This is a genomic window from Ralstonia sp. TCR112 (assembly GCF_007997035.1).
Lineage (GTDB): Bacteria > Pseudomonadota > Gammaproteobacteria > Burkholderiales > Burkholderiaceae > Ralstonia > Ralstonia edaphi.
The window spans coordinates 63590-88910 of record NZ_VOSS01000029.1 but is presented as its reverse complement, the minus strand read 5'-3'; the positions used below and the strand labels follow the sequence as shown (position 1 = coordinate 88910).

The following is a 25321-nucleotide window of genomic DNA, read 5'->3' as shown; positions in this document are numbered from 1 at the left end:
CGCGGGCAGGCGTCGCAGCCGTTCGTCGCCAACTTGGTGACGCAGGTCGACGTGGTGGAGGCTGGCGGTCTGCCGCTGCCCGTGACCATCAACGGCAGTGAGGATCGCGCCGACCATGCCGAAAACGCCTGGGTCTGCTCGCCCATCACCACGTACGGCCGCTATGCGGCGGAAGAATCCGAGCGATTGATGCCGCGCATGCTGCGGCCGGTGCTGCGCGGCGCCATTGGCCTGGCCGATGCGTGGATGCGGCATGCGCAGCTCGACCGTGCGGTGGCCGTCAACAACTGGCTGGTCAGTACGAACCTGTATCCATCGGCGGCGGCCTTCGATCTGGAAGCGCTCGCGCGAACATGCCGCGAGCGCTGGCCGGACCGCGCGATCTGGCTGCGTTCGCTCAACACGATCCAGCACGCCGACTGGCTGCGCGCCGCCACGGCTGCCGGCTTCGATTTGATCCCCACGCGGCAGGTCTATCTGTTCCTGCAGTTGCAGCGTGCGTCGCGCGTGTCGGAACTGCGTCGCGATCTGCGGCGGGACCTCAAGCTGCTCGACGCGACGCCGCTGACCTTCGTGCCGCACGACGCCTTGACCGACACCGACTTCGCGCAGGCCGAGCGGCTCTATGCGCAGCTCTATCTCGACAAGTATTCCGCGCTGAACCCGCGTTACACCGCAGCGTTTCTTCGCGCGTGGCACGCGGCAGGGCTGCTCGAATGCGCGGGTTTTCGGGATGCGCAGGGCGTGCTGCGCGCGGTGGTCGGCGTGTTTGGGCAAGGGCCGTTGCTGACCGCGCCCATCGTCGGCTACGACACGACGTGGCCCCAGCAAGCAGGGCTGTATCGCCTGCTGATGGCGCACGTGCTGCGCCTGACCATCACGCGCGATGCCGAGTTGAACCTGAGCGCTGGCGCCGCGCACTTCAAGCGCCTGCGCGGAGGCGTGCCGGCCATCGAGATGAGCGCCGTCTACTGCAGGCATCTGCCACCCGCCACGCGCCGCGCCGTCGCCGTGCTGCGCACCCTCACCACCCGGATCGGCGTGCCGATCATGCAACGCTTTCAGTTATGACTGCCTGGAACGCCACGCTGCTGCGCGGCTGGTATCCCGTCGCCGAGGCGAACCGCCTGCGCGACAAACCGATGCACGTGACCGTGTTTGGCCGCGCGGTGGTGCTCGCGCGCTTGCCCTCCAGCGGCTTGCTTGCGCTGGACGATCGCTGCCCGCATCGGCATGTGCCGTTGTCCGACGGCCAGCTCGTTGGCGAGACACTGCAGTGCAAATACCACGGTTGGACGTTCGGCGCCGACGGCCGCTGCACCACCATGCCGGGCCTGTGCCCAGGCGCCGCCGTGCCCGCCGTGCAAGTGAATGCGTGGCAGGTGTTCGAGCACGACGGGCTGATCTGGATGAGTGCACGGCCGCCGGGCGAAGCTGCGCCTGCGGCCTTGCCGGCGTTCCTGCAGCGCTTGCCGCCCGGCAGCCGCCGCTTTCTGTGGAGCACGCTGTGGCAGGCACGCCCCGCCGACGCGCTGGAGAATTTTCTTGACCCGCTGCACACGCATCTCGTGCATCCGGGTCTCGTGCGCAGCCATGGCGCGCGCCAGCCGATGACGGTGACCGTCGCCCAGTCGGCAGATGGCCTGCAGGTCGACTACGCCGGCCAGCCGCAGCAAAGCGGTCTGCTGTACCGCCTGTTCGAATCGCCGCGCACGATGGAGCGTGCGCATTTCGGTATCGCCGCGCCTTCCACCGCCCAGCTCGAATACCGCTACGCCAACGGCAGTGCGCTGTATTTCACGCTGCACTTCACGCCCGAAGACGAGATGCGCACGCGCCTGTTCGCCACGCTGCATGTGGAAAACCGCTGGGCGCCGGCCTGGGCCGTGCGCTGGCTCGTCTGGCCGTTCCTGTATCGCGTGGCGGAGCAGGACCGCCGCATCGTGGAAGCGCAGGCCGCCAACAGCGCACGCTTTGGCCGGCAGGACGGCATGTCGACCGAACTCGATCTCGTGCGGCCGATGCTGGATGCGGTGTGGATGCCGAACGGCAAGCCGGTGGAGGCCGGCGAGCGCGTGATGCAGATGTGGCTGTAGCGCCGCGCTGCTACATCGACCGCCCGTCGAAGTGGGTGACCGGCACACTGGCCAAATCGATGTCTTCCAGACAGCGCACGTTGACGGCAATCATGGGCGTGCCGTCGGGCATGACGCCCTCGGCATACGGATGGATGCCGCAGGTGGGGCAGAAGCGGTGCTTGATGACGTGCTTGCGGAAGAGGTAGGTGCTTGCGTTGTCTTCCGGCGTCAGCAGCCGCACCTTGTCGCGCGCCACGAACCACAGCAGCGAGCCCTTGCGCTGACAGATGGAGCAGTTGCACGCCATCGCGCTTTCCGGATGGCCTTCGACTTCGAATGCGACCTTGCCGCAGTGGCAGCTTCCCTTGTGTGTCATGCCGGTCTCCTGTGATGTCGTTTTGTGGCGGGCTTGGCGCGGTCCACTATAGGCGAGCCGGTTTGGGAGCGGCGCCCCGGTTTCTCGGGAATCGCCCTAGGTCTACGCGGCCGCATGCCGATGCGACAATCGCCGCGAGTCGGTCAAGCGACCGCGCCACACGGACTGCCGCGCCTTGACGGCGGCCGCGTCATGAGGAGCCATCATGCATCGCCATCGTCCTGTTGCTGTGATTCGAGCGATTTCCGCTGCCGCTATCTTTGCCGCCGGTGTCGGCGCGTTTGCGCAAGTGCCAGAACCGGCGGCGGCATCGGCTCCGGCCTCGGCACCGCCGCTTGCGGCGCAGATCGTCAACATGGGCGGCATGACGCCGGACGAAATCGGCCCCGTCATCGCCGAGATGGGTACGCTGCGCACCAAGACGCTGGTCACGGCGGCCAACGGCACGGTGGGCGTCCAGGTCGGTACCGTCGCCAAGCACACGCATACGTACGCCGACGAAATCCAGTACGTGATGTCGGGCACGGCCACCGTCTGGCTCGACAGCGCGCCGCGGGAAGTCCGGGCGGGCGATCTGGTCGTGATTCCGCGCGGCGTGGTGCACGGAACACTGACCACCAGCCCGGATTTCAAGTCGATGGCGATCAAGCTGCCGCCGCAGCGTGCGGGCGATACGCACAAGGTGCCGTGATATCTGCGTCGTGATTGGCGACGGGTTGGCCTGGGTCAGGGAAGGATAAAAACACCATCCCTTACAATGGCGCCCTCCTCAAGAGTCCATCGCCATGTCCGCCCCGCTCGCCAACGACACCTTCCTGCGCGCCCTGCGCCGCCAGCCGACCGACTACACCCCGCTGTGGCTGATGCGCCAGGCGGGCCGCTATCTGCCTGAGTACAACGCCACGCGTGCGCGGGCCGGCAGCTTCCTCGGCTTGGCCAAGTCGCCTGCGTACGCGACGGAAGTGACGCTGCAGCCGCTGGACCGCTACCCCTTGGACGCGGCAATCCTGTTCTCCGACATCCTGACCGTGCCCGACGCCATGGGCCTGGGGCTGTCGTTCGCGCAAGGCGAGGGGCCGCGCTTTGCCAAGCCGGTGCGCACGGAAGCCGATGTGGCGGCGCTGTCCGTGCCGGACATGTCGTCGCTGCAATACGTGTTTGACGCCGTGGCGGAAATCCGCCGTGCGCTCGTCCAGGACGGCCGCCAGCGGGTGCCGCTCATCGGCTTCTCGGGCAGCCCGTGGACGCTCGCCTGCTACATGGTCGAAGGCGGCGGTTCGGACGACTTCCGCACCGTCAAGTCGATGCTCTACGCGCGCCCGGACCTGATGCACCGCATCCTGGAGATCAACGCGCAGGCCGTGATCGACTATCTGAATGCACAGATCGATGCAGGCGCACAGGCTGTGCAGGTGTTCGATACCTGGGGCGGAGCGCTGGCCGATGGCATCTACCAGGAGTTTTCGCTGGCCTACATGGCCCGCGTGGTGAAGGGTATTCGCCCCGGGGCCGACGGCCAGCGCGTGCCGGTCATCCTGTTCACCAAGGGCGGCGGCCTGTGGCTCGAAGGCATGGCCGAGACCGGTGCTGACGCGCTGGGCGTGGACTGGACCGTCAACCTGCAGCGCGCTCGCCAGCGAACGGCGGGCCGCGTCGCCTTGCAAGGCAACCTGGACCCCACCGTGCTGTTTGCCGAGCCGGAGGCGATTCGCGCGCAAGCGCGCCGCGTGCTGGAAGACTACGCAGCCGGCGGTGGCAGCGATGGCCACATCTTCAACCTCGGCCACGGCATCTCGCAGTTCACCCCGCCCGAAGCCGTATCGGTGCTGGTGGAGGAGGTGCACAGCTTCAGCCGCGCGCTGCGGTCGAAAGCGAAGTAACACGATCAAGATCAATGCTGCAGTGCGATAGCGTTTGAATCGTGCCGCAATAGTGCGTGAAGTCGGGGGCACGGGTGGAATCTTCGCCGCTTTGGTGCAGTAGGGGTGAGTGACTACTCGCGTGCCGGTGGCCCCATCTGGCCCCAACGGGGTGTCAAGCGATTTATTTCGCGCTTTCTGGTGCGTAAGCCGGCTGTCAAGACTTGACTTATGCACAAAGCTGTCGCGGCTGGTTCTTTCCGCGGCGCAACAGGGGCGGCTCTGTGCACGCACCGCATAAGTGTTTGATTTTTCTGAAAGAAAGCCGCGTGCGCGTAAATCGTGCAAGCTAGAAAAACAGCGCGTCTACCGGCCTTCGCGGGCGCAGCGGCCGACTTTTCAACAAAGTTATCCACAGGCCGTGTGGATAGGCCGGAAAACGGTCGCCGATCAGGGCGCCAAGGCATAAACCTCAAGTAGTACTTGAACATTGAACCGACCATGGCAATGGCTGTGAAGGCAAGGTGAGATGGGCAAGACGCATTTCCCAGGTGCAGGATGCGCCGCTGCATCGCAACAAACTCTTTGCAATTCAACCGTTTGCGCCAAGCATGACCACCGCCCACGTCGACGCCGCGTTTTCTGATGCCCAGGTGTCGGCTGCCATTGCGCGTGTGGTGATCGATACACCGCTCGATGCCGTGTTCGATTACCGGTGCGGGCAACCTGTGCTGGTTGGGCAGCTCGTGGTGGTGCCGTTCGGCAACAGGCGGGTGGTGGCGTTGGTGGTCGAAACTGCCGCAACCACCGATGTTCCGCAAGAAAAGCTGCGCGATGTGGAGCGGGTGCTGGCCTGGGTGCCGCCGCTCGACGCCGAATGGCGGGCGCTCGCCGAATTTGCTGCCGGTTACTACCACCGTGCGCTCGGCGAGGTGACGTTGCCCGCGTTGCCGCCGTTGTGGCGCACGCCGGGCAGCTGGGACAACCTCGCCCGGCAGGCCAACGAAACCGTCTACGTGATGTTTGAACCGGCGCGGGCCGCGTTGCTCGACAGCGTTCCGAAACGTGCGTCCGGCGCCATGCGCCTGGCCGAAGCACTGACCGGCGATGGCGAGCTGTCCACCAGCGCCGCCGTTGAATTGCACGGGCAAGCCGTCGCCAAGCTGCGGGACTGGACGACCGTCGGCTGGCTGCGCGCAGAACTGCGGCCGAAGGCGCTGCTGCCGCAACCGCTCGAGCTGCCGGCGCCTTCCGTCGCGCCCGCCCTGAACGACGAACAGGCCGCCGCCGTGGCGGCCATCGCCCAGGCCGGGGCGGCGGGTACCTTCAGCCCCTTCCTATTGTTTGGCGTGACCGGAAGCGGCAAGACCGAGGTCTACCTGCACGCCATCGCCGACGCCTTGGCGCGCGACCCCGCCGCGCAGGTCCTGATGCTGGTGCCCGAGATCAACCTGACGCCGCAGCTGGAGGCGCGCATTGCGGCGCGTTTTCCCGGCGTGCCCATGGCCGCGCTGCACAGCGGTCTGGCCGAACAGCCGCGCGCGCTGAACTGGCTGGCCGCGCATCGCGGTGAAGCGCGCATCGTGCTCGGCACGCGGCTGGCGATGCTGGCGTCGCTGCCCAACCTCGCGCTCATCCTTGTCGATGAGGAGCACGACACGTCGTACAAGCAGCAGGAGGGTCTGCGTTATTCCGCACGCGACCTGGCGCTATGGCGTGCCAAGCAGCGCAACATCCCCGTGGTACTGGGCTCTGCCACGCCGTCGCTGGAAACCTGGTGGCGCGCCGAGCAGACGGCTACGACGCGCCTGACGCTCTCGCAACGCGCGCAGGCAGAAGCGGTGCTGCCGCGCGTGTCGCTCATCGACCTGAACCTGGAGCGCCGCGCCGGGCGTGCGATTCGTGATGGGCTGTCCAAACCGCTCGTCGATGCGATTGCCGATCGCCTGGCGCGCGGCGAACAAAGCCTGCTGTTCCTCAACCGCCGCGGCTACGCGCCTGTGCTGTCCTGCGACGCCTGCGGCTGGCTGTCGGGCTGTCCGCGCTGCTCGGCGTACCTGGTGCTGCACAAGCCGGAGCGGCGCCTGCGCTGTCACCACTGCGGGTACGAATCGCGCATTCCGCATCACTGCCCCGACTGCGGCAACGTCGACATCGCCCCGCTCGGGCGCGGCACCCAGCGCATTGAAGAAACGCTCGGCGAGCTGTTTCCGCAGGCCCGCGTCGCCCGCATCGACGCCGATTCCACCCGCCGCAAGGGCAGCGCCGAAGCGCTGTTCGACACCGTGCACGAAGGCGGCGTCGACATCCTGATCGGCACGCAGATGGTCGCCAAGGGGCACGACTTCCAGCGCGTGACGCTGGTGGGCGTGGTCGCGCCCGATTCCTCGCTGTTCTCGCACGACTTCCGCGCGGGAGAGCATCTCTTTGCCTCGCTGATGCAGGTGGCGGGCCGCGCGGGCCGGGCCGGCTTGGCCGGCGAGGTGCTGATTCAGACGCGGTATCCCGACGCACCGGCGCTGCAGGCGCTGGTTCGGCACGACTACGACGGTTTTGCGCGCCAGCTGCTGCGGGAGCGCAAACAGGCCGGGCTGCCGCCGTTTGCCTATCAGGCGTTGTTGACCGCAGAGCACAAGGAAGTCGCACGCGCGCTGGAGTTTTTGGGCGCCGCGCGTTCGGCTGGTGAAGCCTTGGCCGCTGAATTGGGCGCGCCGGTGTTTTTGCATGATCCGGTGCCGATGACGATGGTGCGCCTGGCCAACCGCGAGCGGGCGCAGTTGCTGGTGGAATCGGGTTCTCGCGCGGCTTTGCAGAAGCTGTTGACTGCCTGGACTGAGGGGTTTGCGGGGATTGGCAAGACTGTGAAGGGGGTGCGGTGGCAGTTGGAGATTGATCCTTTGAGGATTTGAGCGTTGGTGGTCCACCTCCCTTTCGTTCCCTGCCGGGACCGACTCACTTTTCTTTGTCTTGCCAAAGAAAAGTAAGCAAACAGAAGGCGCGCCCGAGATGGCGAAAAGATTCCTTGAATTTGCGTAACCGGGCGGAGGTGGGGAAAACTCGCTGCGCTCAGACAGTTCCCCACCTTTTTTCCGCCCGCTTACGAAAATTCAAGGCGCCATCAAGGGCTCAACGTCAAAAGAAAAAGGCCAACCCGTCGCGAGGTTGGCCTTGTCTTTTGGGCTTGTGTCCAGATGGTGTGGCTTTTGTCCTTTGACTTTCCTGCCCTAGATGGCGCCTTGAATTTCTGTTGCAGGGAGGAAAAAGAGGGGGAAACTGTCTGAGCGAAGCGAGTTTTTCCCGTCTCCGCCCGGTTACGGAAATTCAAGGAATCTTTCGCCATCTCGGGCGCGCCTTTCTTTTGCCTACCTTTCTTTGGCCAAGACCAAAAGAAAGTAAGTCAGCCCCGGCAGGGGATGAAACAAGGGATGCACCACCAACGCAATCAACGCAAAAACAACCAGTCCTCACCCCTCGATCACCCAAACACCACAACAGGCGATCCATCGCCGTTCCTTCAGGAGACAAAGACGTGATCATCTACGGTACAACCCTGCTGGCGCTCTGTCATATCGCCGGCCTCTTCCTGGGCGACCTGCTCGGCCAGGCCATCGGCGTGAAGGCCAATGTCGGCGGCGTGGGCATCGCCATGCTGCTGCTCATCTTCGCGCGGCTCTACCTGCACAAGCGCGGTCTGATGCCCGCCGCCACCGAGGCGGGCGTCTCGTTCTGGGGCGCGATGTACATCCCCGTAGTGGTGGCCATGGCAGCCACGCAGAACGTCGTCACGGCACTGCGCGGTGGCCCCGTTGCGCTGCTCGGTGCCATCGGCGCGGTGATCGTATGCGGTGCCTGCATCGCGGTCATCAACCGCACAGGCAAGGCAGAAAACCGGCAACCTCTGCCACCGCTGCCTGAAACCGAACAAGCCCGCGCTTAAGGAGCCGCACCATGCTGTCAATGCTAGAGAAAGTTCTGCAGCACAACGGGCTGGTCGCGGCGTTCGCGCTGGTCGGCATCGTCATGGGCCTGTCGATGTGGGTGTCCAAGAAGCTGACGTTCGGACGCGTGCACGGCTCGGCCATCGCCATCATGATCGGGCTGGTGCTCGCTTATTGGGGCGGCATGCAGACCGGCGGCGAGCGTGGCCTGGCCGACCTGAAACTGTTCGGCGGGATCGGCCTGATGGGCGGAGCCATGCTGCGCGATTTCGCCATCGTGGCCACGGCCTTTGAAGTGCAGGTGACCGAGGCACGCAAGGCCGGCATGATCGGCGCCATCTCGCTGCTGCTGGGAACGGTGCTGCCATTCATCGTCGGCGCTGCGTTGCCTACGCCTTCGGGTACACCGATCCGGTGAGCGTCACCACCATCGGCGCGGGTGCCGTGACGTACATCGTCGGGCCGGTCACCGGTGCGGCGCTCGGTGCCACCTCCGATGTGATGGCGCTGTCGATTGCGACGGGCCTCGTCAAGGCAATCCTGGTGATGGTCGGCACGCCGTTCGCGGCCAAGGCGCTCGGCCTGAACAACCCGCGCGCGGCCATGGTGTTCGGCGGATTGGCGGGTACGGTCAGCGGGGTGTCGGCGGGCCTGGCCGCCACGGATCGGCGGCTGGTACCGTACGGCTCGCTGGTGGCGACGTTCCATACGGGCCTCGGTTGCCTGCTCGGACCGTCGATCTTGTTCCTGGCCACGCAGGCGCTGCTGCGATGACATCTACGCTGCTGCGCGCACACGACCTGCTGTGGGTGTCTGAGACGCCCGTGGCGACGAATGGCGCGCCCTTGCCTGACTGGGCCATTGCGGCATGCCGGCAAGGCGCGCCTGTTGTGGTGCGACGCGCACCGCGCGGCACCGATGGTTCCGTGCCGGTCGGCCTGCGCGGTGGCGCACGGCATGAACGCTGCGCGGCGACGGCAGCTGCCAACAGCATCACGCGTGTCGTCTCGCCCGAGGCGCTGGCAGCCCAAGCCGCCGCCATCGCACACGACGCGCCATTCGCGGCGCTGCGCACCTTGCGCGCGCTGGCGCCCAAACTCACCGCACTCGGCTGGGCGTGGGGGCCGACGGGCGGCGCCGGCTTTGCGCTCGCCAGCGGGCTGCCTGTGCTGCATGCGGAGAGCGATCTCGACCTCGTCGTGCGCATGCCGCGTGCCCCAGCGACTGCGCAGCGCGATCAGCTCGTTCGCTTGTTGAGCGATACCGAGTGCCGCGTCGATTTGCAGATCGACACCGGCCACGGCGGCTTCGCGTTACGCGACTGGCTGGCGTCGTCGCATCAAACGATGCTCAAGACCGACCACGGCCCCCGGCTCGTCGCAGACCCATGGAGCGACGCAGCATGAGCATCCTGTTCATGTTTCCCGGCCAGGGCAGCCAGCGCGCGGGCATGCTGCATGCGCTGCCTGATGACCCGGCTGTTGCGCAGACGTTGACCGAAGCCGGCGACGTACTCGGCGTCGATCCGCTCACGCTCGATACCGCAGAGGCGTTGCGGTCGACGGTGGCCGTACAGCTTTGTCTCTTGATTGCCGGCGTGGCCGTCGCTCGCACGCTGGCTCGACAGGACGCAGGACCGGACATGGTGGCGGGCCTGTCCATTGGCGCGTGGCCTGCGGCGGTTGTCGCCGGTGTGCTGGCGTTCAGCGATGCGCTGCGCCTGGTGCGCCTGCGGGCTCAGCTCATGGAAGACGCTTACCCAAGCGGTTACGGCATGGTCGCCATCATCGGCCTCGCCGAACCGGAGGTCGGCGGCATCGTTGCGCAAGTCAACACCACCGCCACGCCGGCCTATGTCGCCAACGTGAATGCGGAACGGCAAATCGTCGTGGCCGGCAACGACGCAGCGCTCGCGCGCGTCGCCGAGCGTGCGCTGGCGCACGGCGCATCGAAGACGACGCGGTTGTGCATGGCAGTGCCGTCGCACTGCCCGTTGCTGGACACGCAAGCCGCCGAGCTTGCGGCCGCCGCGGCAAAGGCCACCGCCCAGGCGCCACAGATCACCTACGTCAGCAGCAGCCGCGCGCGTGCGCTGTTTCGCGCCAATCTCATCGTCGAAGATCTCGCCTGGAACATGGCGCGGCCGGTGTTGTGGCACGACACGCTGCGGCATGCGCTGGAACGCGGCGCAAGCATGGCGGTGGAGGTGCCGGGTGGCGGCGCTCTGGCGCGTCTGGCGCAAGGTGTGTTTGCCGCAGAGGCTGTGTTGGATGCGGGCGCCGGGCTGGATGCGGTGCGGGTGCGGATACAGCGGCGACGCCGCGAGGACGGCCCTTGAATTGTCTGCCCCATGGACTTTTCAGCGGCATTCCGGCATCGTTGCGCGCCGGATTTCATCGCTCGTGAGAGGCCCCGAATTGCGCGTCCTGTCCATTGCTGCCATCGCCGCCTTGTTCGCCACCTCCGCGTTGGCGGCCACCACGGAAACCGCCGAAGAAGAACTCGCAAGCTGGTACTACGTCGCACAGTCATTGACGTATGGCGGCTATGAAACCGATGGCTTGAGCTTTTACGCCAACTGCGAGGACGGGCGACTCCGCGTTGCGGTATCCACGAGTGGGCAACCGGGGCAAAACGGAACGGCCCTCCGCATCCAATTCGCTTCCGGCCCTCTGCGCTTAACGATTCCGGCGCGCCTTGAAGTGTCCGACATGGAATCGTATGCCGTGGCTGATGTGAAGTCGCGGGCGCGCTTCTACGCGTTGTTCCATACAGGCAAGCCGATCACGGTCAAAGTGGCAGGCGCAGACCCGCAGCTTCTGCGGCTTCTGCGTCTCTCACCGCGAAACGCCGACACCGGTGCCCGCCAGCTTGAAGCGGTTTGCCCGGTGTCACGCCGCACAGGTCAATAAAAAACGGGGCACATGGCCCCGTTTGTTTTCGCCCATCGCCGCTTAGACGATTTCCCGCGTTTCCATGAACTGGATGTCCGGAAAGCGCTCCTGGGTCAGGCGCAGGTTTACCTGGCTCGGCGCCAGGTACACGTAGTCGCCGGCACCGTCCAGCGCCACGTTGTGGCCGGCCTTGTCGATCAGCTTGTCGATATCTTCCTGCTTGCCGCGCAGCCAGCGGGCCGTGGAGCATTCGTGCGGTTCGAAGATGGCATCGACGCCGTATTCGTGCTCCAGGCGGTGCGCAACCACATCGAACTGCAGGATACCCACGCGCCCAGCACCAGGTCATTCGATGCCAGCGGGCGGAACATCTGCGTGGCGCCTTCTTCGGCCAACTGCTGCAAACCCTTCTGCAGTTGCTTCAGGCGCAGCGGGTTGTTCAGGCGCGCGCGGCGGAAGAACTCCGGCGCAAACGACGGGATACCCGTGAACTTCAGCGCCTCGCCTTCCGTGAAGGCATCGCCCAGCCGGATCGTGCCGTGATTGGGCACGCCGATGATGTCGCCGGCGAAGGCCTCTTCCGTGGTGTTGCGGTCCTGCGCCATGAACGTGATGGCGTTGTTGATGGCGACCGTCTTGCCCGTCGACACCTGCAGCAGCTTCATGCCGCGCTCGAAGCGGCCCGAGCACACGCGCACAAACGCGATGCGGTCACGGTGCTTCGGGTCCATGTTCGCCTGGATCTTGAAGACGAAGCCGGTGAACTTCTCTTCCATCGGCTTGACTTCGCGCGTTTCGGTGGGGCGTGGCAGCGGCTCGGGGGACTGGTCGACCAGTGCATCGAGCAGCGACTGCACGCCGAAGTTGTTCACCGCCGAACCGAAGTACACCGGGCACTGCTTGCCGGCCAGGAACGCCTCTTTGTCGAACGTGTGCGATGCGCCGCGCACGAGTTCGATGTCGATGCGCAGTTCTTCCGCCTGCGAGCCCAACACGCGATCCAGCTCCGGGTTGTCCAGACCTTGAATCAGGCCGGCCGTGGCGCCCTTCTCGCTGTCGGCGTTCGGGTCGAACAGCTGCACCGTGTCGTTAACGAGGTGATACACGCCCTTGAACGACTTGCCCATGCCGATCGGCCACGTCATCGGCGCGCACTGGATCTGCAGCACGCTTTCGATTTCATCGAGCAGCTCGATGGGCGCACGGCCTTCGCGGTCGAGCTTGTTGATGAACGTGAGGATGGGCGTGCTGCGCAGGCGGCAGACGTTGAGCAGCTTGATGGTCTGCGCTTCCACGCCGTTGACGGAGTCGATCACCATCACGGCGGAGTCGACGGCCGTGAGCGTGCGGTACGTGTCTTCCGAGAAGTCTTCGTGGCCCGGGGTGTCGAGCAGGTTGACGATGTAGTCGCCGCCTTCGTTCCGGTACGGAAACTGCATCACCGACGACGTGACCGAGATGCCGCGCTGCTTTTCCATCTCCATCCAGTCGGAGGTGGCGTGGCGGTTGGCTTTACGTGCGCGCACGGCGCCGGCCATCTGGATGGCGCCGCCGAACCACAGCAGTTTCTCGGTCAGCGTGGTTTTACCCGCATCCGGGTGGGCAATGATGGCGAACGTCCGGCGGCGCCGGATCTCCTGCTGCAGCGTACTCACGGGCAAAAACCGAAAGGGAAGGAGTGAAAAATGCGGATGGTTGCGCACGTGGCAAGTGCGCTGGCTGCGGGGTCATCCCGGCGGCCGATGGACTGCCCGAGCGGCGTTGTCAATCCGGGGCAGCCGAGATTGTACGCGATCGGCGCCCTTGCTTAGGATCAACTGATCCGGGCCGCAAGCGCGGGAAACTCCCTAGGAACCGTCCCCCGGACGGAGGAGACCAACCCGTTGTGGGAATGCACTGACAACCCTTTCGGAGGCGGTGTTATCGAAGTTGTCATGAAGCTCCCGTATCGTGGAGTCCGTCGCGAAACCCGCCTTTGGGTACGCCGCGACGTTGAAAGAAGCAAAGAAGCAAGGAGTCCAACATCGTGCGTAGTCGAATCCCTGTCGATCCGGCAGTGCAACGCATCATCGAGACCACCCGCAAGGCGTGGCAACTCGATGAACAAAGCGTGCGCGCGGCGCGTCAGCAGCGTGCCGCCAATCGCCGCAAGCGGATCAAGGCCCTGCCGCAGGACAGCCTGCAGGCACTCGCCGCATTGGCCCTGCAAGCTGAAATCTGGGCCGTGCGCAAGACCGTGGTGACGGTCGGCTAGCCGCGCAGTTCCTCACCGTGTCGAGGGCCACAGTCGTGGCCCTTTTCTATTGGCGGCGCGCAACGATCGGGGCATGACGGTTGCTTGTGACTGACTGACTCGACCCAACTCAGGAGGCCGATATGACCGAACTGTCCCCCAAGCCGCCCACCACCAGCAATGGCACCAACGGTACGAACGGCGCCAACGGCGCGACCGTCACCACGCTGCATCCGCAGATCGACCACACCGCGCAGCGCGTGAAAGATGCCACGGCCGAGGGCATCGACCGGCTGGCGAGCGTCCTCTCCACGGCGCTCACACAATTCGACAAGCACACCGAACAGTTGAAAAACCTGCATGCGAATGTCTCGGAGCAGGCGAGCGGCTCCGTACGTCAGCACCCGGTCATTACCATCGGTCTGGCATTTGTGGCGGGGATGCTGCTGGAGCAACTGACACGCGATTGATGCGGGTGTCTTAGCGGCTGTTGCGGGCTGCGCTTGCGTGGCCCCCGGCAACCCCATTGGAGAGCGTGGCCGCGATCGCCGGGTTCAGCAACGCCGCCTGCGCGGCGGCCCCGGCACCTGACGCTTCGTGCTGGCGGCTGCCGAATCGCAGCGCATATTGCCGCGTGACCAGCGCGCCAAAAAAGAAGATCTGCGCCGAGTAGTAAATCCACAGCATCAGCGCCACGACCGAGCCCGCTGCCCCGTAGGACGACGCGACGGCGCTGTTGCCCAGATACAGGCCGATGAGGTGTTTGCCTAGCGTGAAGAGCAGCGCCGTCACGATGGCGCCCAAGGCAACGTCGCGCCAAGCCACGCGCGTTTCGGGCAGCATCTTGAAGATGGTGCCGAACAGCAGCGCCACGACCGCAAACGAAAACGCAGACGACAGCGCCTCGGCCGCCAGCAGCGCAATGCCCGAAGTGGAGCCCGACCACAAGGCGCCCCAGAAACGCTCCACCACCGCCAGCGCCGCGTTGATGGTGAGCGACACCAGCAGCAGAAACGCCAGCACGAGGATCAGGCTGAACGACAGCAACCGCGAGCGCAGCAAGCCCCACAGCCCGGGCTGCTGGCGCGGCGGCACCTCCCAGAGTTCGTCGAGGCTGTCCTTGAGTTCGGAGAAGGCCGTGGTGGCGCCCACCAACAACAGGACGACGGCCGTGACCGCCGCGAACAGGCCGTTGCCGGAGCGCCGCGTTGCCGCAAGCACGGCTTCCACCGCAGAAGCGCCCTGCGTACCGACCAGCCCTTCGATCTGCCCGAAGATTTCGCCACGCGCGGCCTGTTCGCCAAAGAACAAGCCGGCAATGGAGATGACGAGCACCAGCACCGGCGCCATCGAGAACAACGTGTAGAACGACAACGCCGCGCCCTTGCTCGCGGCGCGATGCGCAGACCACTGCTGCACAGCCCCGATCAACACCTGGGCGGAACGCTTGAGCAGGGCCCGGTCGAAGTAGGCAGCCAGGCGCATGGAGATTCCTTGCAAAGCAACGGGGCCAGCGCGGTGCCGGCCTCGACCTTGACCTTGAGCCTAGTCAGCACACGGCACGCGCGCAAGCGCTGCCGTGGCTGGCAGTAAATCGCGAGGGTCTGAGCCCTCAGTCGTTGCTGCTCCCCAGCAGGCGGCTGATGAGAAACCCCGCGCCGAACGCCAGGCCGATCGTCGCAAGCGGATGCGACCGCATGCATTCGGCCGCATCGCTCATGAGCCGCTGCTGTGAAGCGCGCAGTTGCTCGCGCTTGGCAGCGGCCTCGTCGAGCGCAGTGGCGGCAGCCTCGGCAGTGCGGTCGACGGCCTGTGCCGTGGTCGCCTTCACACGCTCGGCGGCTTGTGCGACGTCGCCGCGGATGAGGTTGCCGTTGGCATCGGATTTGGGAAAAGGATTGGTTTGAGACGGTTCCATCAGTCAGCGCTCCTGGAGTTGCATGGCATCGCGAGGGCCGGGTTGAAAGCTGTGCGCTTCATCCCGGCGTCATCCTCTGCCCGCGACCAGGCCCCAGATGAGGCTGACCACAAACAGCACCACGAAAATCATGAACAGGATCTTGGCGATGCTCGCTGCGCCGGCAGCGATGCCGCCAAACCCGAGCACGGCCGCAATCAGGGCGATGATGAAAAAGACGACTGCATAACGCAGCATGGTGACCTCCTGTGCAGTTGAGTGAGCTTGCCGCCATGGGGCGGATACCCCCCGGGATCAGCAAGCCGCGTACCGCAGCAGGAAGTCCGGTTATGCCTCGGTGGCATGCGCGCGGCCGGAACCGGCGCTGTTGCCCTCGCCGCCGTCGTCGCCGCCGCTGTTGCCGTATTCCTCAAGCCGGTTGTAAAGCGTCTTCAGGCTGATACCGAGCAGCTCGGCCGCACGCTTCTTCACACCCCCACATTGCTCGAGCGTGGCAAGAATGAGCTTCTTGTCGGCGCTCGCCAGTGACGTTCCGACCGAAATCGTCAGCGTGGAACCGGACGAAACCTGCGTGCTCGACACTTGCAGCGGTACGTTCGCCGTATCGATGCCGGCGTCGTCCGACAGGATGTACGCGCGCTGCACGTAGTTGCGCAATTCGCGCACATTGCCCGGCCAGTGATAGCCGCGCAGCGTCTCCATGGCCGAAGGCAGGAATGCCTTCTTGGTATTGCTTTGCGCGTTGAGCTGATCGAGGAAATGCTGTGCCAGCAGCTCGACATCCTTGCCGCGCTCGCGCAGCGGCGGCAATTGCAGCGGAAACACGTTCAGGCGGTGATACAGGTCGGCGCGCAGCTTGCCGTCTGCCACGGCCTCTTCGGGGTCGCGGTTGGTGGCGGCAATCACGCGCACATCGGAATCGATCTCGCGGTTGGTGCCCACGCGCATGAACACGCCGGTTTCCAGCACGCGCAGCAGTTTCACCTGCAGCTCGATCGGCATCTCGGTAATTTCATCGAGGAACAGCGTGCCGCCGTTGGCCCGTTCGAAGTAGCCCTTGTGCTGGCGATCGGCGCCCGTGAAGCTGCCGCGCTCGTGACCAAACATTTCCGACTCGATCAGGTTGGGCGAAATGGCGCCGCAGTTGACCGGCAGGAAAGGTTGCTTGCGACGCAGGCTGAGGTCGTGGATGGTCTGTGCGGCCAGTTCCTTGCCTGTGCCCGATTCGCCGATCAGCAGCACGGTCGCCTCGGTGGGCGCCACGCGGCTGACCTGGTCATACAACGTCTGCATCACCGCGGAGTTGCCGAGCATCTGGCCGAAGAGGCCCAGGCGCCGCAGCTCGCCCCGCAGATTGCCGATCTCGGCTTTCAGATCGCCGGGGCGCGGAATGCGTGCCAGCACGGACTTCAACCGCTGGAAATTGACAGGCTTGACCAGGTAGTCGGCCGCGCCCATGCGCAGCGCCTCGACGGCGGTTTCCACGCTGGCGTGGCCGGTCATGACGATGATCTCGGTGCCGGAGTGCGGCGCGATGTCTTCCATCAGATCCATGCCGTTGCCGTCGGGCAGGACAAGATCGATGAGCACGGCATCGGGGCTGTGACGCGACATCTGAATGCGCGCATCGCGCAGCGACCCGGCCAGCGCGGTGGTGAAGCCTTCGGCACCCACCAGCTCACCTAGAGCAGCGCGTGCGTTGGCATCGTCTTCGACAATCAGGATATGTGGCATCTCGATTTGGTTGGATGAGCCGGCATGTGCCGGCAATCATGCATGGCGCAACGGTGCGCTTGGCGGCAGAACCGGCGGCAGGTGCAAAAAGTATTCCATCCAATACAACCTCCGCCAGGGCGCGCCAAACCCATCTCGACGAGAAGGGCGCCGGTAATTTTTACACGCGCGCATGCAAGAAATGGATCGGATACATCACACCGGGCGAACCTGCCCGTACTACGCAGCAGTCAGCATAGTTGAGAAGGTCAGCGCTTCGCCACCTGCGGGACGAAATGGACACGTTACGCCGCTTGGCAATGTGAAACCCGCGCTGCATCTGCATCTCAGGCCCGATTCTTGTCAGCGTTTGGCCGACAGGATGGAAGAAACGTCAGCGCACGACCGACATACAACGCGCTTGGGCGGCCCTGATAATGGCTCAACTTTTCAACACAATGTGACGGGATGACGACGTACCCTGCCTTCGGAAGACTGCATCGCTGACGATGCAGCCACTCGCCAGGACGTCCCCGTCGCAACCAACCACGAGGGAGCCATGTCCTTGAGCGAAGCCTTCGCCGACGAACGTGCAGTGACCGTTGGGCGCCTGAGCTATCCCCCTGCCCTGGCCGACTTTGACGACACCGACCGCGTGCCGTCGGACGCAGAAACATCCCCCGCCCAATCGATTGCCGAGCCGGATTTCGGCCACCTCTACGGCCGCTCGCCCGTGATGCGGGCGCTGTACGACCAGATCGGCAAGGTGTCAGGCACGCTGGCCACCGTGTTGATCATGGGCGAATCGGGTACCGGCAAGGAGCTGATTGCGCGCACCGTGCATGACATGAGCCCGCGCGCAGACCAGGCCTTCATCGCCGTGAACTGCGGCGCCATTTCGCCCAACCTGATCGAATCCGAACTGTTCGGCCACGAAAAGGGCAGCTTTACCGGGGCCGCCCAGCGCCATATCGGCTACTTCGAACACGCCTGCGGCGGCACGATCTTTCTCGATGAAATCACGGAAATGCCGGTCGAGATGCAAGTCAAGCTGCTGCGTGTGCTGGAGACCGGCGTGTTCATGCGCGTGGGCGGTACCGAGCCCATCCAGACGCGTGCGCGCATCATCGCGGCCACGAACCGCAACCTGCTGGAAGCGGTGAAGGAAGGCGCCTTCCGGGAAGATCTGATGTATCGCCTGGCTGTGGTGCCGCTGCAGGTGCCGCCGCTGCGCGATCGTGGCGACGACATCGAAGAGCTGGCCCTGCACTTCCTTGCGCAGTTCAACGCGGCCCACCAGACCGACAAGGTGTTTTCGCGCCAGTCCCTGGCGGCGCTGCGCAGCCAGCCGTGGCCCGGCAATGTGCGCGAGTTGCGCAACGCCGTGCAACGCGGGTACATCCTTGGCGAGAAAACAGTCGAACTGGCTGCGCCCCTGGCACCGGCCCGCGGCCCCGCCCGTCCTACCGTCAAGGAAGGCGTGCTGAGCCTGACCGTGGGCGTGACGCTGGCCGACGCACAGCGCGCAATGATCCTGGCCACGCTGGAGCATTTTCATGGCGACAAGCGCCAAGCCGCGAAGACGCTCGGCGTGAGCCTGAAAACGCTGTACAACCGCCTCGACCTTTACCAAAGCACCGCGGCCGCCGCCATGGCGGCCTGACAGCGGCGCGTCCTACTCTGTGAATCCCGCAGCATCCGCGCTGACGTTTTAGCGCGGATGCGCGTGCGCACGCTCGCCCGGATGCTCGTGGCGGCGGCGTTCCTGCGGTTCGGGCGCCGGACGGCGCGGTGCGGGTTCGGTCTCCGCGCGGGCGCGCGGGCCCGTGCGGACGGCGGTGGCGAGTGTCATCGACATGGCGGGCCCTTTTCGTTTTCGACGTTACTGACCTTGCTTCGAGCTGCCGGGGTAGGAATTCCCGGTCGTCGTCGCGGCGTCGTTGCCCCCGGCCTGCACGCCCGAATGCGACATGTCGCCGGCGCTGTTGGTACCACCCGGCACGGTGGACCCGGACTTCTTGTGATGGCGATGCTTCTTGTGCATCGGCTTGCTGGTGCCGCCGCCGCCACCCGCGGCGGGCGTCGCCTCGCTGCCGGCCATCGGTGTATTGGCCGTGCGATCGGCCGTCGACGACGGCGGATCGGTGCGCTTGCCCGGCGCCTTGGTCGGGTTGCTCGACTCCTGGTTGTCGACCGGCGCGGTCGTCGTCTGGGCCACGGCGGCACCCATACCGAGGCTAAAGATCGCACTGACAAGCGCAGCGCTCAGGAAACGTGTTCGCATGTGGTTTCTCCTGGAATGTGATGCTCGATAAGAAGGCAATGGAAGCGCACTGCGGCGCGTCTCCCGCCTCTTACCGCAGCAACGCATGTACCTGCGGTGCCACCCATCCGCGTATGCCGACGCCGTCCGCAACCACCGCCAGCGCTGTCATGTGCCGGCAACAATGGGCATATAAAAACGACATGACCATGTAGAAACGGCGTGCCAGCCGCCCGTAAAGCCTTGTGGCGACTGGCTTTGCTGACATGGCATATCCTTTGCATCGATGCGGTGACCGGTCGACGGAAATGTCGACGCCCACTCACCAAAGGAGGCAAGGCGAATGGTCAAGGCCGCTCTGGAAATGCGTGCGAAGCAGCATCTCGCGCTGACGCCGCGACTGCAGCAATCCGTCAAATTGCTGCAGTTGTCTGCAACCGAATTTGCGCAGGAAATGCAAGAAGCGCTCGCAAGCAATCCGTTCCTGGAAGAAGTCGAGCAAGAAGCAGGTGCGCAGCCTGATGCCGCGCGCACCGGCGACATTGCCATTTCTGCCGATCTGGACGGCGCGGCGGCCGACCACACGCCTGCAGACGACGTCCCGCTGGAGACCACCACCAGCGCCATCGAAACCGATGCGACGCTGACCGCATCGGAAGAGTTTCCCACCGACTTCAGCACCTACTACAGCCACGGCGGCGCCCACCATGGCGATGGCGAAGACAGCGACATCGGCGAGTGGGTGCACTCCACGCCGAGCCTGCGCGAGCATCTGCATCAGGAGCTGCGCAGCTATCGCCTGTCAGAGCGCGACTGCCTGGTCGCACAGACACTGATCGAAGCGCTGGACGACGACGGCTACCTGCGCCAGCTGCTTTCCGAACTGATTCCGCTGGCGCCAGTGGAGCCGCCGCCCACCGAGAAGGAAATGCAGATTGCGCTGGCACTCGTGCAGAGTCTGGATCCGCCCGGCGTGGCCGCGCGCGACCTTGCCGAATGCCTGCGCCTGCAGATCGAAGCGCGCCCCGCCGACACCGAAGCTGAAGAGCGCATCCAGGAAGTCGCACAGGACATCGTGCGCAGCCACCTGCCGCGCCTGGCCAAGCGCGAATTCACGCAGATGCGTCGTGCGCTGGGGTGTACGGAAGACGAGCTGCGCGACGCCTGCGCACTGATCCGCATGCTGGACCCGCGCCCGGGGTTGCGCTTTTCGCAGGCGCATGCCGGCTACATCGTGCCGGACGTAATCGTCACCAAGATCAAGGGGAAGTGGATTGCGCTGACGAACCCGTCGGTAGCGCCATGCGCGCGCATCAACAAGGTCTACGCAGAGCTGTTTGCGCAGACGCGCGGTCACCATCGCACGCCGCTGGCGCATCAGCTGCAGGAGGCGCGCTGGCTGATCCGCAACGCGCAGCAGCGCTTCGCCACCATCCAGCGCGTGGCCGAAGCGATCGTCGCGCACCAGAAGCACTTCCTCGAATACGGCGAGGTCGCCATGAAGCCGCTGGTGCTGCGCGACGTGGCCGAAGAACTCGGCCTGCATGAATCGACCATCTCACGCGCCACGGGCAACAAGTACATGGCCACGCCGCGCGGCATCTTCGAATTCAAGTACTTCTTCTCGCGCCAGCTGGCGACGGACACGGGCGGCGCATGCTCGGCGGCCTCGGTACGGGCGCTGCTCAAGGAGATGATCGAAGCCGAAGACGCGGACGCACCGCTCTCGGATGTCTCGCTCGCGAAGATGCTGGCCGAGCAGGGCGTGATCGTTGCGCGACGCACCGTCGCCAAGTACCGCGGGCTGATGCGCATTGCACCCGCCGAAATGCGGCGCCAGGTCTGACCGCCGTGCGTAAGCTGCCCACCGATCGCTACCCGCATCGCCACGACGGCGATGCCACGGCCGCCTCGTTGCATCTGGCGGACGTGACGATGTTCTGGGCGGCGGAAAGCGGTGGCGTCAAACGCTATCTGCGCGCCAAGCACGACTTTCTGCGCTCCACGCACTGGCGCCACACGCTGGTCGTGCCCGGCACGGCCGACGACGCGAGCAACGAGATCGCCGTGGTGCCGGGCGTGCCGCTGCCGCTCTCACACGGCTACCGCGTTCCGCTGCGGACCGGGCCTGCGGTCCGTGCACTGTGTGCGCTGTCGCCGGACCTGATCGAAGCGGGCGACCCTTATCGGCTGTCATGGGCGGCGGTGCAGGCGGGCGCGCGGCTGAACGTGCCGGTGGCGGCGTTCTATCACTCCGATCTGCCAGCGTTTTTCCGCCGGCTGGGCGGGCCGCCTGCCGAGCTGGCAGCTGCGGCGTACGCTCGCAAGCTGTATCCACACTTCGATACGGTCTTCGTGCCGAGCCGCTACATCGCGCAGAAGGTGGCCGACCTGGGCGTGCAGCGCATCGAGCTGCAGCCGCTGGGCGTCGACACGCGCCTGTTCCACCCAGCGCGGCGCTCGCTGCGCTGGCGCGAGCAGCTGGACCTGCCGCGCGATGCGCGCGTGCTGCTCTACGTTGGCCGCTATGCGCCGGAGAAAAACCTGCACGTGCTGTGCGACGCGGTGGACAAACTCGACGACGGCAGCGTGCTCGTCACCATCGGCTCGGGCCCGACGCCTCCGCGCGGCAAGAACGTGCGCGCGCTCGCTTATGAAGGCGACGCGCAACACCTGGCTGCCGCCATGGCAAGCGCAGACGTGTTTGTCCATGCAGGCGATCAGGAAACGTTCGGCCTCGTCGCGTTGGAAGCGATGGCCAGTGGCGTGCCCGTCGTCACGTGCGCAGCGGGGGGCTTGAGCGAGCTGGTGGATGAGCACGTCGGCTATGCCGTGCCACGTTGCGTCGCTGACGATTTTGCGCAGGCGCTCCAGGCGCTGCGCCAACGGGACCCGGTGACACTCGCGCACGCCGCGCGCCGCCATGCCATGCACTACGACTGGCGGGCGGTGCTGCCGCAACTGCTGCAACGCTATCTCGCTCTACTCGGCCGCCAAACCGGCACCGCCGCCGAAACAACACTCCCGCCGGCTCGCGAACGCGTCGTGCGTGCGTCGCGCGGCCGGTAGTCCAGACCGATCTGTCCATCATGTCGCGCTATCTCATCCTTGCCATGCACGATGTCACGCCGGCCACCTGGCCTGCGTGCAAGGTATTGCTCTCCGCATTGGATGAAGTGGCGCGCGTACCCAAGTCGCTGCTCGTCATTCCGAACTTCTATCGCGGCCCGACCGCACGCAACAGCGAGCGCTTTTGCCGGGTGATGAGCGAATGCTTGGCCGAAGGCGATGAACTTGTGCTGCACGGCTATGCGCATCTGGACGACCAGCCCCCTGGCGGCCTGATCCAGCAGCTGATCCGCACACGCTATACGGCCGGTGAAGGCGAGTTCTCTGCGATTCCTCTGGCAGCCGCGCGTGCGCGCATCGAAGCCGGTGCCGCGTGGTTTGCCGCAAATGGCTGGCCGCTGCATGGCTTTGTCGCGCCCGCGTGGCTGATGAACCCGGCCACCTGGGAAGCGCTCGACGGGCTGCCGCTGCGCTACACGACCACGCTGCAGCGCTTTTACCTGCTGCACCCGCGCCGCCCGCTCAAGGCACCTTGCCTGACGTATAGCGTTCGCTCGCCGGCGCGCCGGCTGGTGTCGCGGTATTACCTGCGCTGGCTGGCGCAGCGGCACGCCGAGGCACCGCTGCTGCGCCTGGGCCTGCATCCGGCTGACGCGGCGCATCCCGATGTCATTCGCCATTGGCAGGAACTGCTCGCCGCATGCCTGGAGACGCGCACGCCCGTCACCAAGAATGGCTTTGCGCAGATGTTGGCGCAGGCCTGGATGGGCGGCCCGGAGACGACCGTCACCGGGCAGGCGCAAACGTCGTACTGAGCGCGGGCGTTAAAACAGCCACACCGACAATCCGCCGATCAGCATCCCAAGCCCGGCGCCTGCGAGCACGTCGCTCGGGTAATGCAGGCCGAGCACGACGCGAGAGAGGGCGACCATCAGCGTGAATGGTACGAGCGCCAGTGCCATGCGCGGGTAGTACGCCGCCATCACGATGCTGAACGACACCGCATGCAGCGTGTGGCCCGATGGAAAACTGAACTGATCCAGCACACGCCCGCACAGGTGGATCTCTTCGCAGGAAAGGTACGGTCGCGGCCGGCACACACCACGCTTGAGCACGATGTAGATGATGAGCGAGAGCAGCCCCGTAAGGCCCATCTGCTTGGCGCATTCCCAACCGGTGTCACCGCCGACCACGGGCAGCGCCGCCATCAATGCGTACCACAGCATGCCGTCGCCCAGGCGGCTGACACGCGATAGAAGCGCATCGCCGACGCATTGCCCGCCACATGGTTGAGCGCCACGGCGAGCTGCCGATCGCGCTCGCGCCAGCGCTTCCAGTCAGGCCAGACGTGCGTCGCCATGGTAGGCCTCCCCGTTGGTGGCAGCATCGTGCACGGCAATGAGCGCAGCTTCAAAGCGTTCGAGCACGCGGGGCCAATCCAGGCTCTGCGCCGTCAGCCGCGCTGCCTGGCCCAGCCGCCGCCGCAGGCCGGCGTCAGTGGCGAGCGCGACGGCCGCCTGCGTGAACGATGCAGCGTCCCCGACGGGCGCAAGCCAACCGTTCTCGCGGCTGCGCACGTGCATGCCGGCAGCGGCGGTATCGAACGCCACCACGGGCAAGCCGCTGGCCATGGCCTCGACCACCACGTTGCCGAAGGTCTCCGTCAAGCTGGGAAAGAGAAACAGGTCCGCAGATGCGTAGTGCGCCGCCAGTGCTTCGCCATGCTGGGTGCCGGCAAAGATGGCATCGGGGCAGCGCCTGCGCAGTGCGTTGCGCTGCGGGCCGTCGCCCACCATGACGAGGCGCGCATCGGGCACGCGCTCCCGCACGGCAGCGAACGCATCGAGCGCGACACCCAGGTTCTTTTCCAATGCCAGACGTCCGACCGTCAGGACCACCGGTGTATCTGCCGCGACGCCCCATTGCGCGCGCAACGCTTCGCTACGGGCCTGCGGCGTGAATCGGTGTGCATCGACGCCGCGCGTGCTGACGGTCAGGCGTTCGAAATCGAGTTCGCTCAACTGCCGCTGCAGTTCGCGCGTGGGAACGAAGGTGCGGTCGGTGCGATTGTGAAACGCGCGCAGATACGCGCGCACCAACGTCACGGCGCCCTCCCACGCGTAGTGGCGGCCGTATTCGTCAAAGCGGGTTCTGAAATCCGACGTGACCGGCAGGCCGAGTTGGCGCGCGGCCCGAATAGCAGACCAGCCAAGTGGTCCCTCCGTCGCGACATGCACGAGGTCGGGCCGATAGACGCCCCACGCGCGAAGCAGCCGTCGGCGTGCGGGCAAGCCCATGCGCAAATCCGGATACAACGGAATCGGCACGCCGGGCACGCGCAACGTGTCGTCCGCCAATGCGGGCTTGCCGGCGTCGATGGCGCTTTGGCGCGGGCGCACCAGCATCACGTCGTGCCCGCGCGTCTGCAGGAACGCCACGGTGCGTGCAGCCGTGAGCGACACGCCGTTCAGTTCCGGCGGCCAGGTTTCGGTCACATAAGCAATGCGCATGGATCGATCAACCTTTGTTTTCGTCGCGGCGGTGCGAGGGGGCGCTCGTCTGCCCCCGCTTGTGCGCGAGGTCGTCTGCGCTGCGGTGAGCGACCTGGCGATCACCATCATCGCGATTGGCCGGATGGCGGTCGCGCACGACGCGCTCTACCCCAGGGGTGTCGTGCAGATCGGTGTCGAGCTGCCCGCTTTCGATGTCGCGCGCGGCCTGTTTGGCACTGCTGCGCGGTTCGGAATGCTGCTCTTCAAGATGCTGGTCGCGCTCGTGCGGCAGCCGCTCGGCCGCGCTCGACGCGGGCTCGTCGTGCTCGGCGTCGCCATGCATCTTGTCGATGCTTTGGAAGTTTTGGCCCGCGCCGGGCGCACGCGGCGGGGTCGTGCCCGCGGGACGTTCGCCGCGCTGATGGGGGCCGCATAAGGCGGGGCGGAGTCGGTTCATGGCGCTCTCCTGCGAACGTGATCTGGTTGCC

At 65.7% G+C, this 25321-nt stretch carries 26 protein-coding genes and 2 pseudogenes; 17 read left to right on the top strand and 11 right to left on the bottom strand.

The genetic code is table 11. From position 1 onward, the window contains the following. On the top strand, positions 1 to 1071 hold a 1071-nt coding region (locus tag FUT88_RS26160), incomplete at its 5' end, for a hypothetical protein (protein ID WP_186829264.1). Continuing rightward, positions 1068 to 2096: a Rieske 2Fe-2S domain-containing protein gene (locus tag FUT88_RS10530; RefSeq protein ID WP_147214711.1), complete on the top strand. Its 1029-nt coding sequence runs from the start codon at positions 1068 to 1070 to the stop codon at positions 2094 to 2096. The genes FUT88_RS26160 and FUT88_RS10530, both read left to right, overlap by 4 nt. 10 nt (positions 2097 to 2106) lie before the next feature. On the opposite strand, the gene FUT88_RS10525 is transcribed toward FUT88_RS10530, so the two are convergent. Beyond that, positions 2107 to 2454, bottom strand: a complete 348-nt coding sequence (locus FUT88_RS10525; RefSeq protein WP_147214712.1) for a GFA family protein — start codon at positions 2452 to 2454, stop codon at positions 2107 to 2109. A 205-nt stretch (positions 2455 to 2659) separates the two neighbouring features. On the opposite strand from FUT88_RS10525, the gene FUT88_RS10520 reads away from it, so the two are divergent. The 8 genes and pseudogenes from FUT88_RS10520 to FUT88_RS10475 all read left to right on the top strand — a co-directional run bounded on the left by FUT88_RS10520 (position 2660) and on the right by FUT88_RS10475 (position 11163). Then, positions 2660 to 3145, top strand: a complete 486-nt coding sequence (locus tag FUT88_RS10520) for a cupin domain-containing protein (RefSeq protein WP_147214713.1) — start codon at positions 2660 to 2662, stop codon at positions 3143 to 3145. Positions 3146 to 3239: 94 nt separating this feature from the next. Next, a complete protein-coding gene (hemE, locus tag FUT88_RS10515) occupies positions 3240 to 4334 on the top strand; it encodes a uroporphyrinogen decarboxylase (RefSeq protein WP_147214714.1) in 1095 nt (364 codons plus the stop codon). 590 nt (positions 4335 to 4924) lie between these two features. Beyond that, positions 4925 to 7222: a primosomal protein N' gene (locus tag FUT88_RS10510; protein WP_147214715.1), complete on the top strand. Its 2298-nt coding sequence runs from the start codon at positions 4925 to 4927 to the stop codon at positions 7220 to 7222. Between the two features lie 620 nt (positions 7223 to 7842). Next, entirely contained in the window at positions 7843 to 8250 is a 408-nt protein-coding gene (gene madL, locus FUT88_RS10495; RefSeq protein WP_009240184.1) for a malonate transporter subunit MadL, read from the top strand. Positions 8251 to 8261: 11 nt separating this feature from the next. Next, positions 8262 to 9025 (top strand): annotated as a pseudogene (madM, locus tag FUT88_RS10490) (malonate transporter subunit MadM). After that, the gene (locus tag FUT88_RS10485) at positions 9022 to 9657 is read left to right on the top strand and encodes a malonate decarboxylase holo-ACP synthase (RefSeq protein ID WP_147214959.1); all 636 of its coding nucleotides are present in this window, start codon (positions 9022 to 9024) and stop codon (positions 9655 to 9657) included. Before madM ends, FUT88_RS10485 begins: the two are co-directional and overlap by 4 nt. Next, positions 9654 to 10589 carry a malonate decarboxylase subunit epsilon gene (gene mdcH, locus FUT88_RS10480; RefSeq protein ID WP_147214957.1) on the top strand — a complete coding sequence of 312 codons (936 nt, stop codon included), beginning with the start codon at positions 9654 to 9656 and terminating at the stop codon, positions 10587 to 10589. The genes FUT88_RS10485 and mdcH overlap by 4 nt, the downstream gene beginning before the upstream one ends. A 79-nt stretch (positions 10590 to 10668) precedes the next feature. Next, positions 10669 to 11163, top strand: a complete 495-nt coding sequence (locus FUT88_RS10475) for a hypothetical protein (protein ID WP_147214955.1) — start codon at positions 10669 to 10671, stop codon at positions 11161 to 11163. A gap of 42 nt (positions 11164 to 11205) precedes the next feature. Here FUT88_RS10475 and FUT88_RS10470 read toward each other — a convergent pair. After that, a pseudogene (locus FUT88_RS10470) lies at positions 11206 to 12800 on the bottom strand (peptide chain release factor 3). A 371-nt stretch (positions 12801 to 13171) separates the two neighbouring features. Here FUT88_RS10470 and FUT88_RS10465 point away from each other — a divergent pair. Then, a complete protein-coding gene (locus tag FUT88_RS10465) occupies positions 13172 to 13399 on the top strand; it encodes a hypothetical protein (protein ID WP_004632457.1) in 228 nt (75 codons plus the stop codon). A 122-nt stretch (positions 13400 to 13521) separates the two neighbouring features. Continuing rightward, the gene (locus FUT88_RS10460) at positions 13522 to 13848 is read left to right on the top strand and encodes a hypothetical protein (protein WP_147214953.1); all 327 of its coding nucleotides are present in this window, start codon (positions 13522 to 13524) and stop codon (positions 13846 to 13848) included. Positions 13849 to 13858: 10 nt separating this feature from the next. Here the strand turns inward: FUT88_RS10460 and FUT88_RS10455 are convergent, their stop codons facing one another. The 4 genes from FUT88_RS10455 to FUT88_RS10440 form a co-directional block, all read right to left on the bottom strand. Then, positions 13859 to 14863, bottom strand: a complete 1005-nt coding sequence (locus tag FUT88_RS10455; RefSeq protein ID WP_147214951.1) for a YihY/virulence factor BrkB family protein — start codon at positions 14861 to 14863, stop codon at positions 13859 to 13861. A 127-nt stretch (positions 14864 to 14990) separates the two neighbouring features. Continuing rightward, positions 14991 to 15296, bottom strand: coding sequence for a hypothetical protein (locus FUT88_RS10450; RefSeq protein WP_147214949.1), 306 nt, complete (start codon positions 15294 to 15296; stop codon positions 14991 to 14993). A 69-nt stretch (positions 15297 to 15365) separates the two neighbouring features. After that, on the bottom strand, positions 15366 to 15533 hold the full coding sequence (locus FUT88_RS10445) for a DUF1328 domain-containing protein (protein WP_004632450.1): 168 nt from the start codon (positions 15531 to 15533) through the stop codon (positions 15366 to 15368). A gap of 90 nt (positions 15534 to 15623) precedes the next feature. Further along, positions 15624 to 17030: a sigma-54-dependent transcriptional regulator gene (locus FUT88_RS10440; RefSeq protein ID WP_147214947.1), complete on the bottom strand. Its 1407-nt coding sequence runs from the start codon at positions 17028 to 17030 to the stop codon at positions 15624 to 15626. Between the two features lie 538 nt (positions 17031 to 17568). Between FUT88_RS10440 and FUT88_RS10435 the strand changes: the two genes are divergently transcribed. Then, positions 17569 to 18672 carry a sigma-54 interaction domain-containing protein gene (locus tag FUT88_RS10435; protein ID WP_147214945.1) on the top strand — a complete coding sequence of 368 codons (1104 nt, stop codon included), beginning with the start codon at positions 17569 to 17571 and terminating at the stop codon, positions 18670 to 18672. Positions 18673 to 18720: 48 nt separating this feature from the next. Here the strand turns inward: FUT88_RS10435 and FUT88_RS26155 are convergent, their stop codons facing one another. Then, a complete protein-coding gene (locus tag FUT88_RS26155; RefSeq protein ID WP_186829280.1) occupies positions 18721 to 18867 on the bottom strand; it encodes a hypothetical protein in 147 nt (48 codons plus the stop codon). A 24-nt stretch (positions 18868 to 18891) separates the two neighbouring features. Then, entirely contained in the window at positions 18892 to 19293 is a 402-nt protein-coding gene (locus FUT88_RS10430; RefSeq protein ID WP_147214943.1) for a hypothetical protein, read from the bottom strand. Positions 19294 to 19615: 322 nt separating this feature from the next. Between FUT88_RS10430 and FUT88_RS10425 the strand changes: the two genes are divergently transcribed. From FUT88_RS10425 to FUT88_RS10415, 3 genes are read left to right on the top strand one after another with little or no spacing between them, the layout of a single operon-like run. Then, positions 19616 to 21118, top strand: a complete 1503-nt coding sequence (locus FUT88_RS10425) for an RNA polymerase factor sigma-54 (RefSeq protein WP_147214941.1) — start codon at positions 19616 to 19618, stop codon at positions 21116 to 21118. 5 nt (positions 21119 to 21123) lie between these two features. Continuing rightward, positions 21124 to 22341, top strand: a complete 1218-nt coding sequence (locus tag FUT88_RS10420; RefSeq protein ID WP_147214939.1) for a glycosyltransferase family 4 protein — start codon at positions 21124 to 21126, stop codon at positions 22339 to 22341. 20 nt (positions 22342 to 22361) lie between these two features. Further along, entirely contained in the window at positions 22362 to 23156 is a 795-nt protein-coding gene (locus tag FUT88_RS10415; RefSeq protein WP_147214937.1) for a DUF2334 domain-containing protein, read from the top strand. A gap of 9 nt (positions 23157 to 23165) precedes the next feature. Here FUT88_RS10415 and FUT88_RS10410 read toward each other — a convergent pair whose 3' ends face one another. The 3 genes from FUT88_RS10410 to FUT88_RS10405 are packed head-to-tail and all read right to left on the bottom strand — an operon-like array spanning position 23166 to position 24851. Beyond that, positions 23166 to 23567 (bottom strand): phosphatase PAP2 family protein, encoded by a 402-nt coding sequence (locus tag FUT88_RS10410; RefSeq protein WP_261797107.1) that lies wholly within the window; start codon positions 23565 to 23567, stop codon positions 23166 to 23168. Then, positions 23549 to 23701, bottom strand: coding sequence for a hypothetical protein (locus FUT88_RS26665; protein ID WP_261797106.1), 153 nt, complete (start codon positions 23699 to 23701; stop codon positions 23549 to 23551). Before FUT88_RS26665 ends, FUT88_RS10410 begins: the two co-directional genes overlap by 19 nt. Next, entirely contained in the window at positions 23679 to 24851 is a 1173-nt protein-coding gene (locus FUT88_RS10405) for a glycosyltransferase family 4 protein (protein ID WP_147214935.1), read from the bottom strand. Before FUT88_RS10405 ends, FUT88_RS26665 begins: the two co-directional genes overlap by 23 nt. On the opposite strand from FUT88_RS10405, the gene FUT88_RS26150 reads away from it, so the two are divergent. Further along, positions 24850 to 25269, top strand: a complete 420-nt coding sequence (locus FUT88_RS26150) for a hypothetical protein (protein WP_186829279.1) — start codon at positions 24850 to 24852, stop codon at positions 25267 to 25269. The genes FUT88_RS10405 and FUT88_RS26150 overlap by 2 nt on opposite strands. Positions 25270 to 25321: the final 52 nt, after the last annotated feature.

Coding starts and splice junctions, on each gene's coding strand:
- FUT88_RS10530 (WP_147214711.1), top strand. CDS start 1,068: ATGACTGCCTGGAACGCCACGCTGCTGCGCGGCTGGTATCCCGTCGCC.
- FUT88_RS10525 (WP_147214712.1), bottom strand. CDS start 2,454: ATGACACACAAGGGAAGCTGCCACTGCGGCAAGGTCGCATTCGAAGTC.
- FUT88_RS10520 (WP_147214713.1), top strand. CDS start 2,660: ATGCATCGCCATCGTCCTGTTGCTGTGATTCGAGCGATTTCCGCTGCC.
- hemE (WP_147214714.1), top strand. CDS start 3,240: ATGTCCGCCCCGCTCGCCAACGACACCTTCCTGCGCGCCCTGCGCCGC.
- FUT88_RS10510 (WP_147214715.1), top strand. CDS start 4,925: ATGACCACCGCCCACGTCGACGCCGCGTTTTCTGATGCCCAGGTGTCG.
- FUT88_RS10485 (WP_147214959.1), top strand. CDS start 9,022: ATGACATCTACGCTGCTGCGCGCACACGACCTGCTGTGGGTGTCTGAG.
- mdcH (WP_147214957.1), top strand. CDS start 9,654: ATGAGCATCCTGTTCATGTTTCCCGGCCAGGGCAGCCAGCGCGCGGGC.
- FUT88_RS10460 (WP_147214953.1), top strand. CDS start 13,522: ATGACCGAACTGTCCCCCAAGCCGCCCACCACCAGCAATGGCACCAAC.
- FUT88_RS10455 (WP_147214951.1), bottom strand. CDS start 14,863: ATGCGCCTGGCTGCCTACTTCGACCGGGCCCTGCTCAAGCGTTCCGCC.
- FUT88_RS10450 (WP_147214949.1), bottom strand. CDS start 15,296: ATGGAACCGTCTCAAACCAATCCTTTTCCCAAATCCGATGCCAACGGC.
- FUT88_RS10445 (WP_004632450.1), bottom strand. CDS start 15,533: ATGCTGCGTTATGCAGTCGTCTTTTTCATCATCGCCCTGATTGCGGCC.
- FUT88_RS10440 (WP_147214947.1), bottom strand. CDS start 17,030: ATGCCACATATCCTGATTGTCGAAGACGATGCCAACGCACGCGCTGCT.
- FUT88_RS10435 (WP_147214945.1), top strand. CDS start 17,569: ATGTCCTTGAGCGAAGCCTTCGCCGACGAACGTGCAGTGACCGTTGGG.
- FUT88_RS26155 (WP_186829280.1), bottom strand. CDS start 18,867: ATGTCGATGACACTCGCCACCGCCGTCCGCACGGGCCCGCGCGCCCGC.
- FUT88_RS10430 (WP_147214943.1), bottom strand. CDS start 19,293: ATGCGAACACGTTTCCTGAGCGCTGCGCTTGTCAGTGCGATCTTTAGC.
- FUT88_RS10425 (WP_147214941.1), top strand. CDS start 19,616: ATGGTCAAGGCCGCTCTGGAAATGCGTGCGAAGCAGCATCTCGCGCTG.
- FUT88_RS10415 (WP_147214937.1), top strand. CDS start 22,362: ATGTCGCGCTATCTCATCCTTGCCATGCACGATGTCACGCCGGCCACC.
- FUT88_RS10410 (WP_261797107.1), bottom strand. CDS start 23,567: ATGCTGTGGTACGCATTGATGGCGGCGCTGCCCGTGGTCGGCGGTGAC.
- FUT88_RS26665 (WP_261797106.1), bottom strand. CDS start 23,701: ATGGCGACGCACGTCTGGCCTGACTGGAAGCGCTGGCGCGAGCGCGAT.
- FUT88_RS26150 (WP_186829279.1), top strand. CDS start 24,850: ATGGATCGATCAACCTTTGTTTTCGTCGCGGCGGTGCGAGGGGGCGCT.
- FUT88_RS10405 (WP_147214935.1), bottom strand. CDS start 24,851: ATGCGCATTGCTTATGTGACCGAAACCTGGCCGCCGGAACTGAACGGC.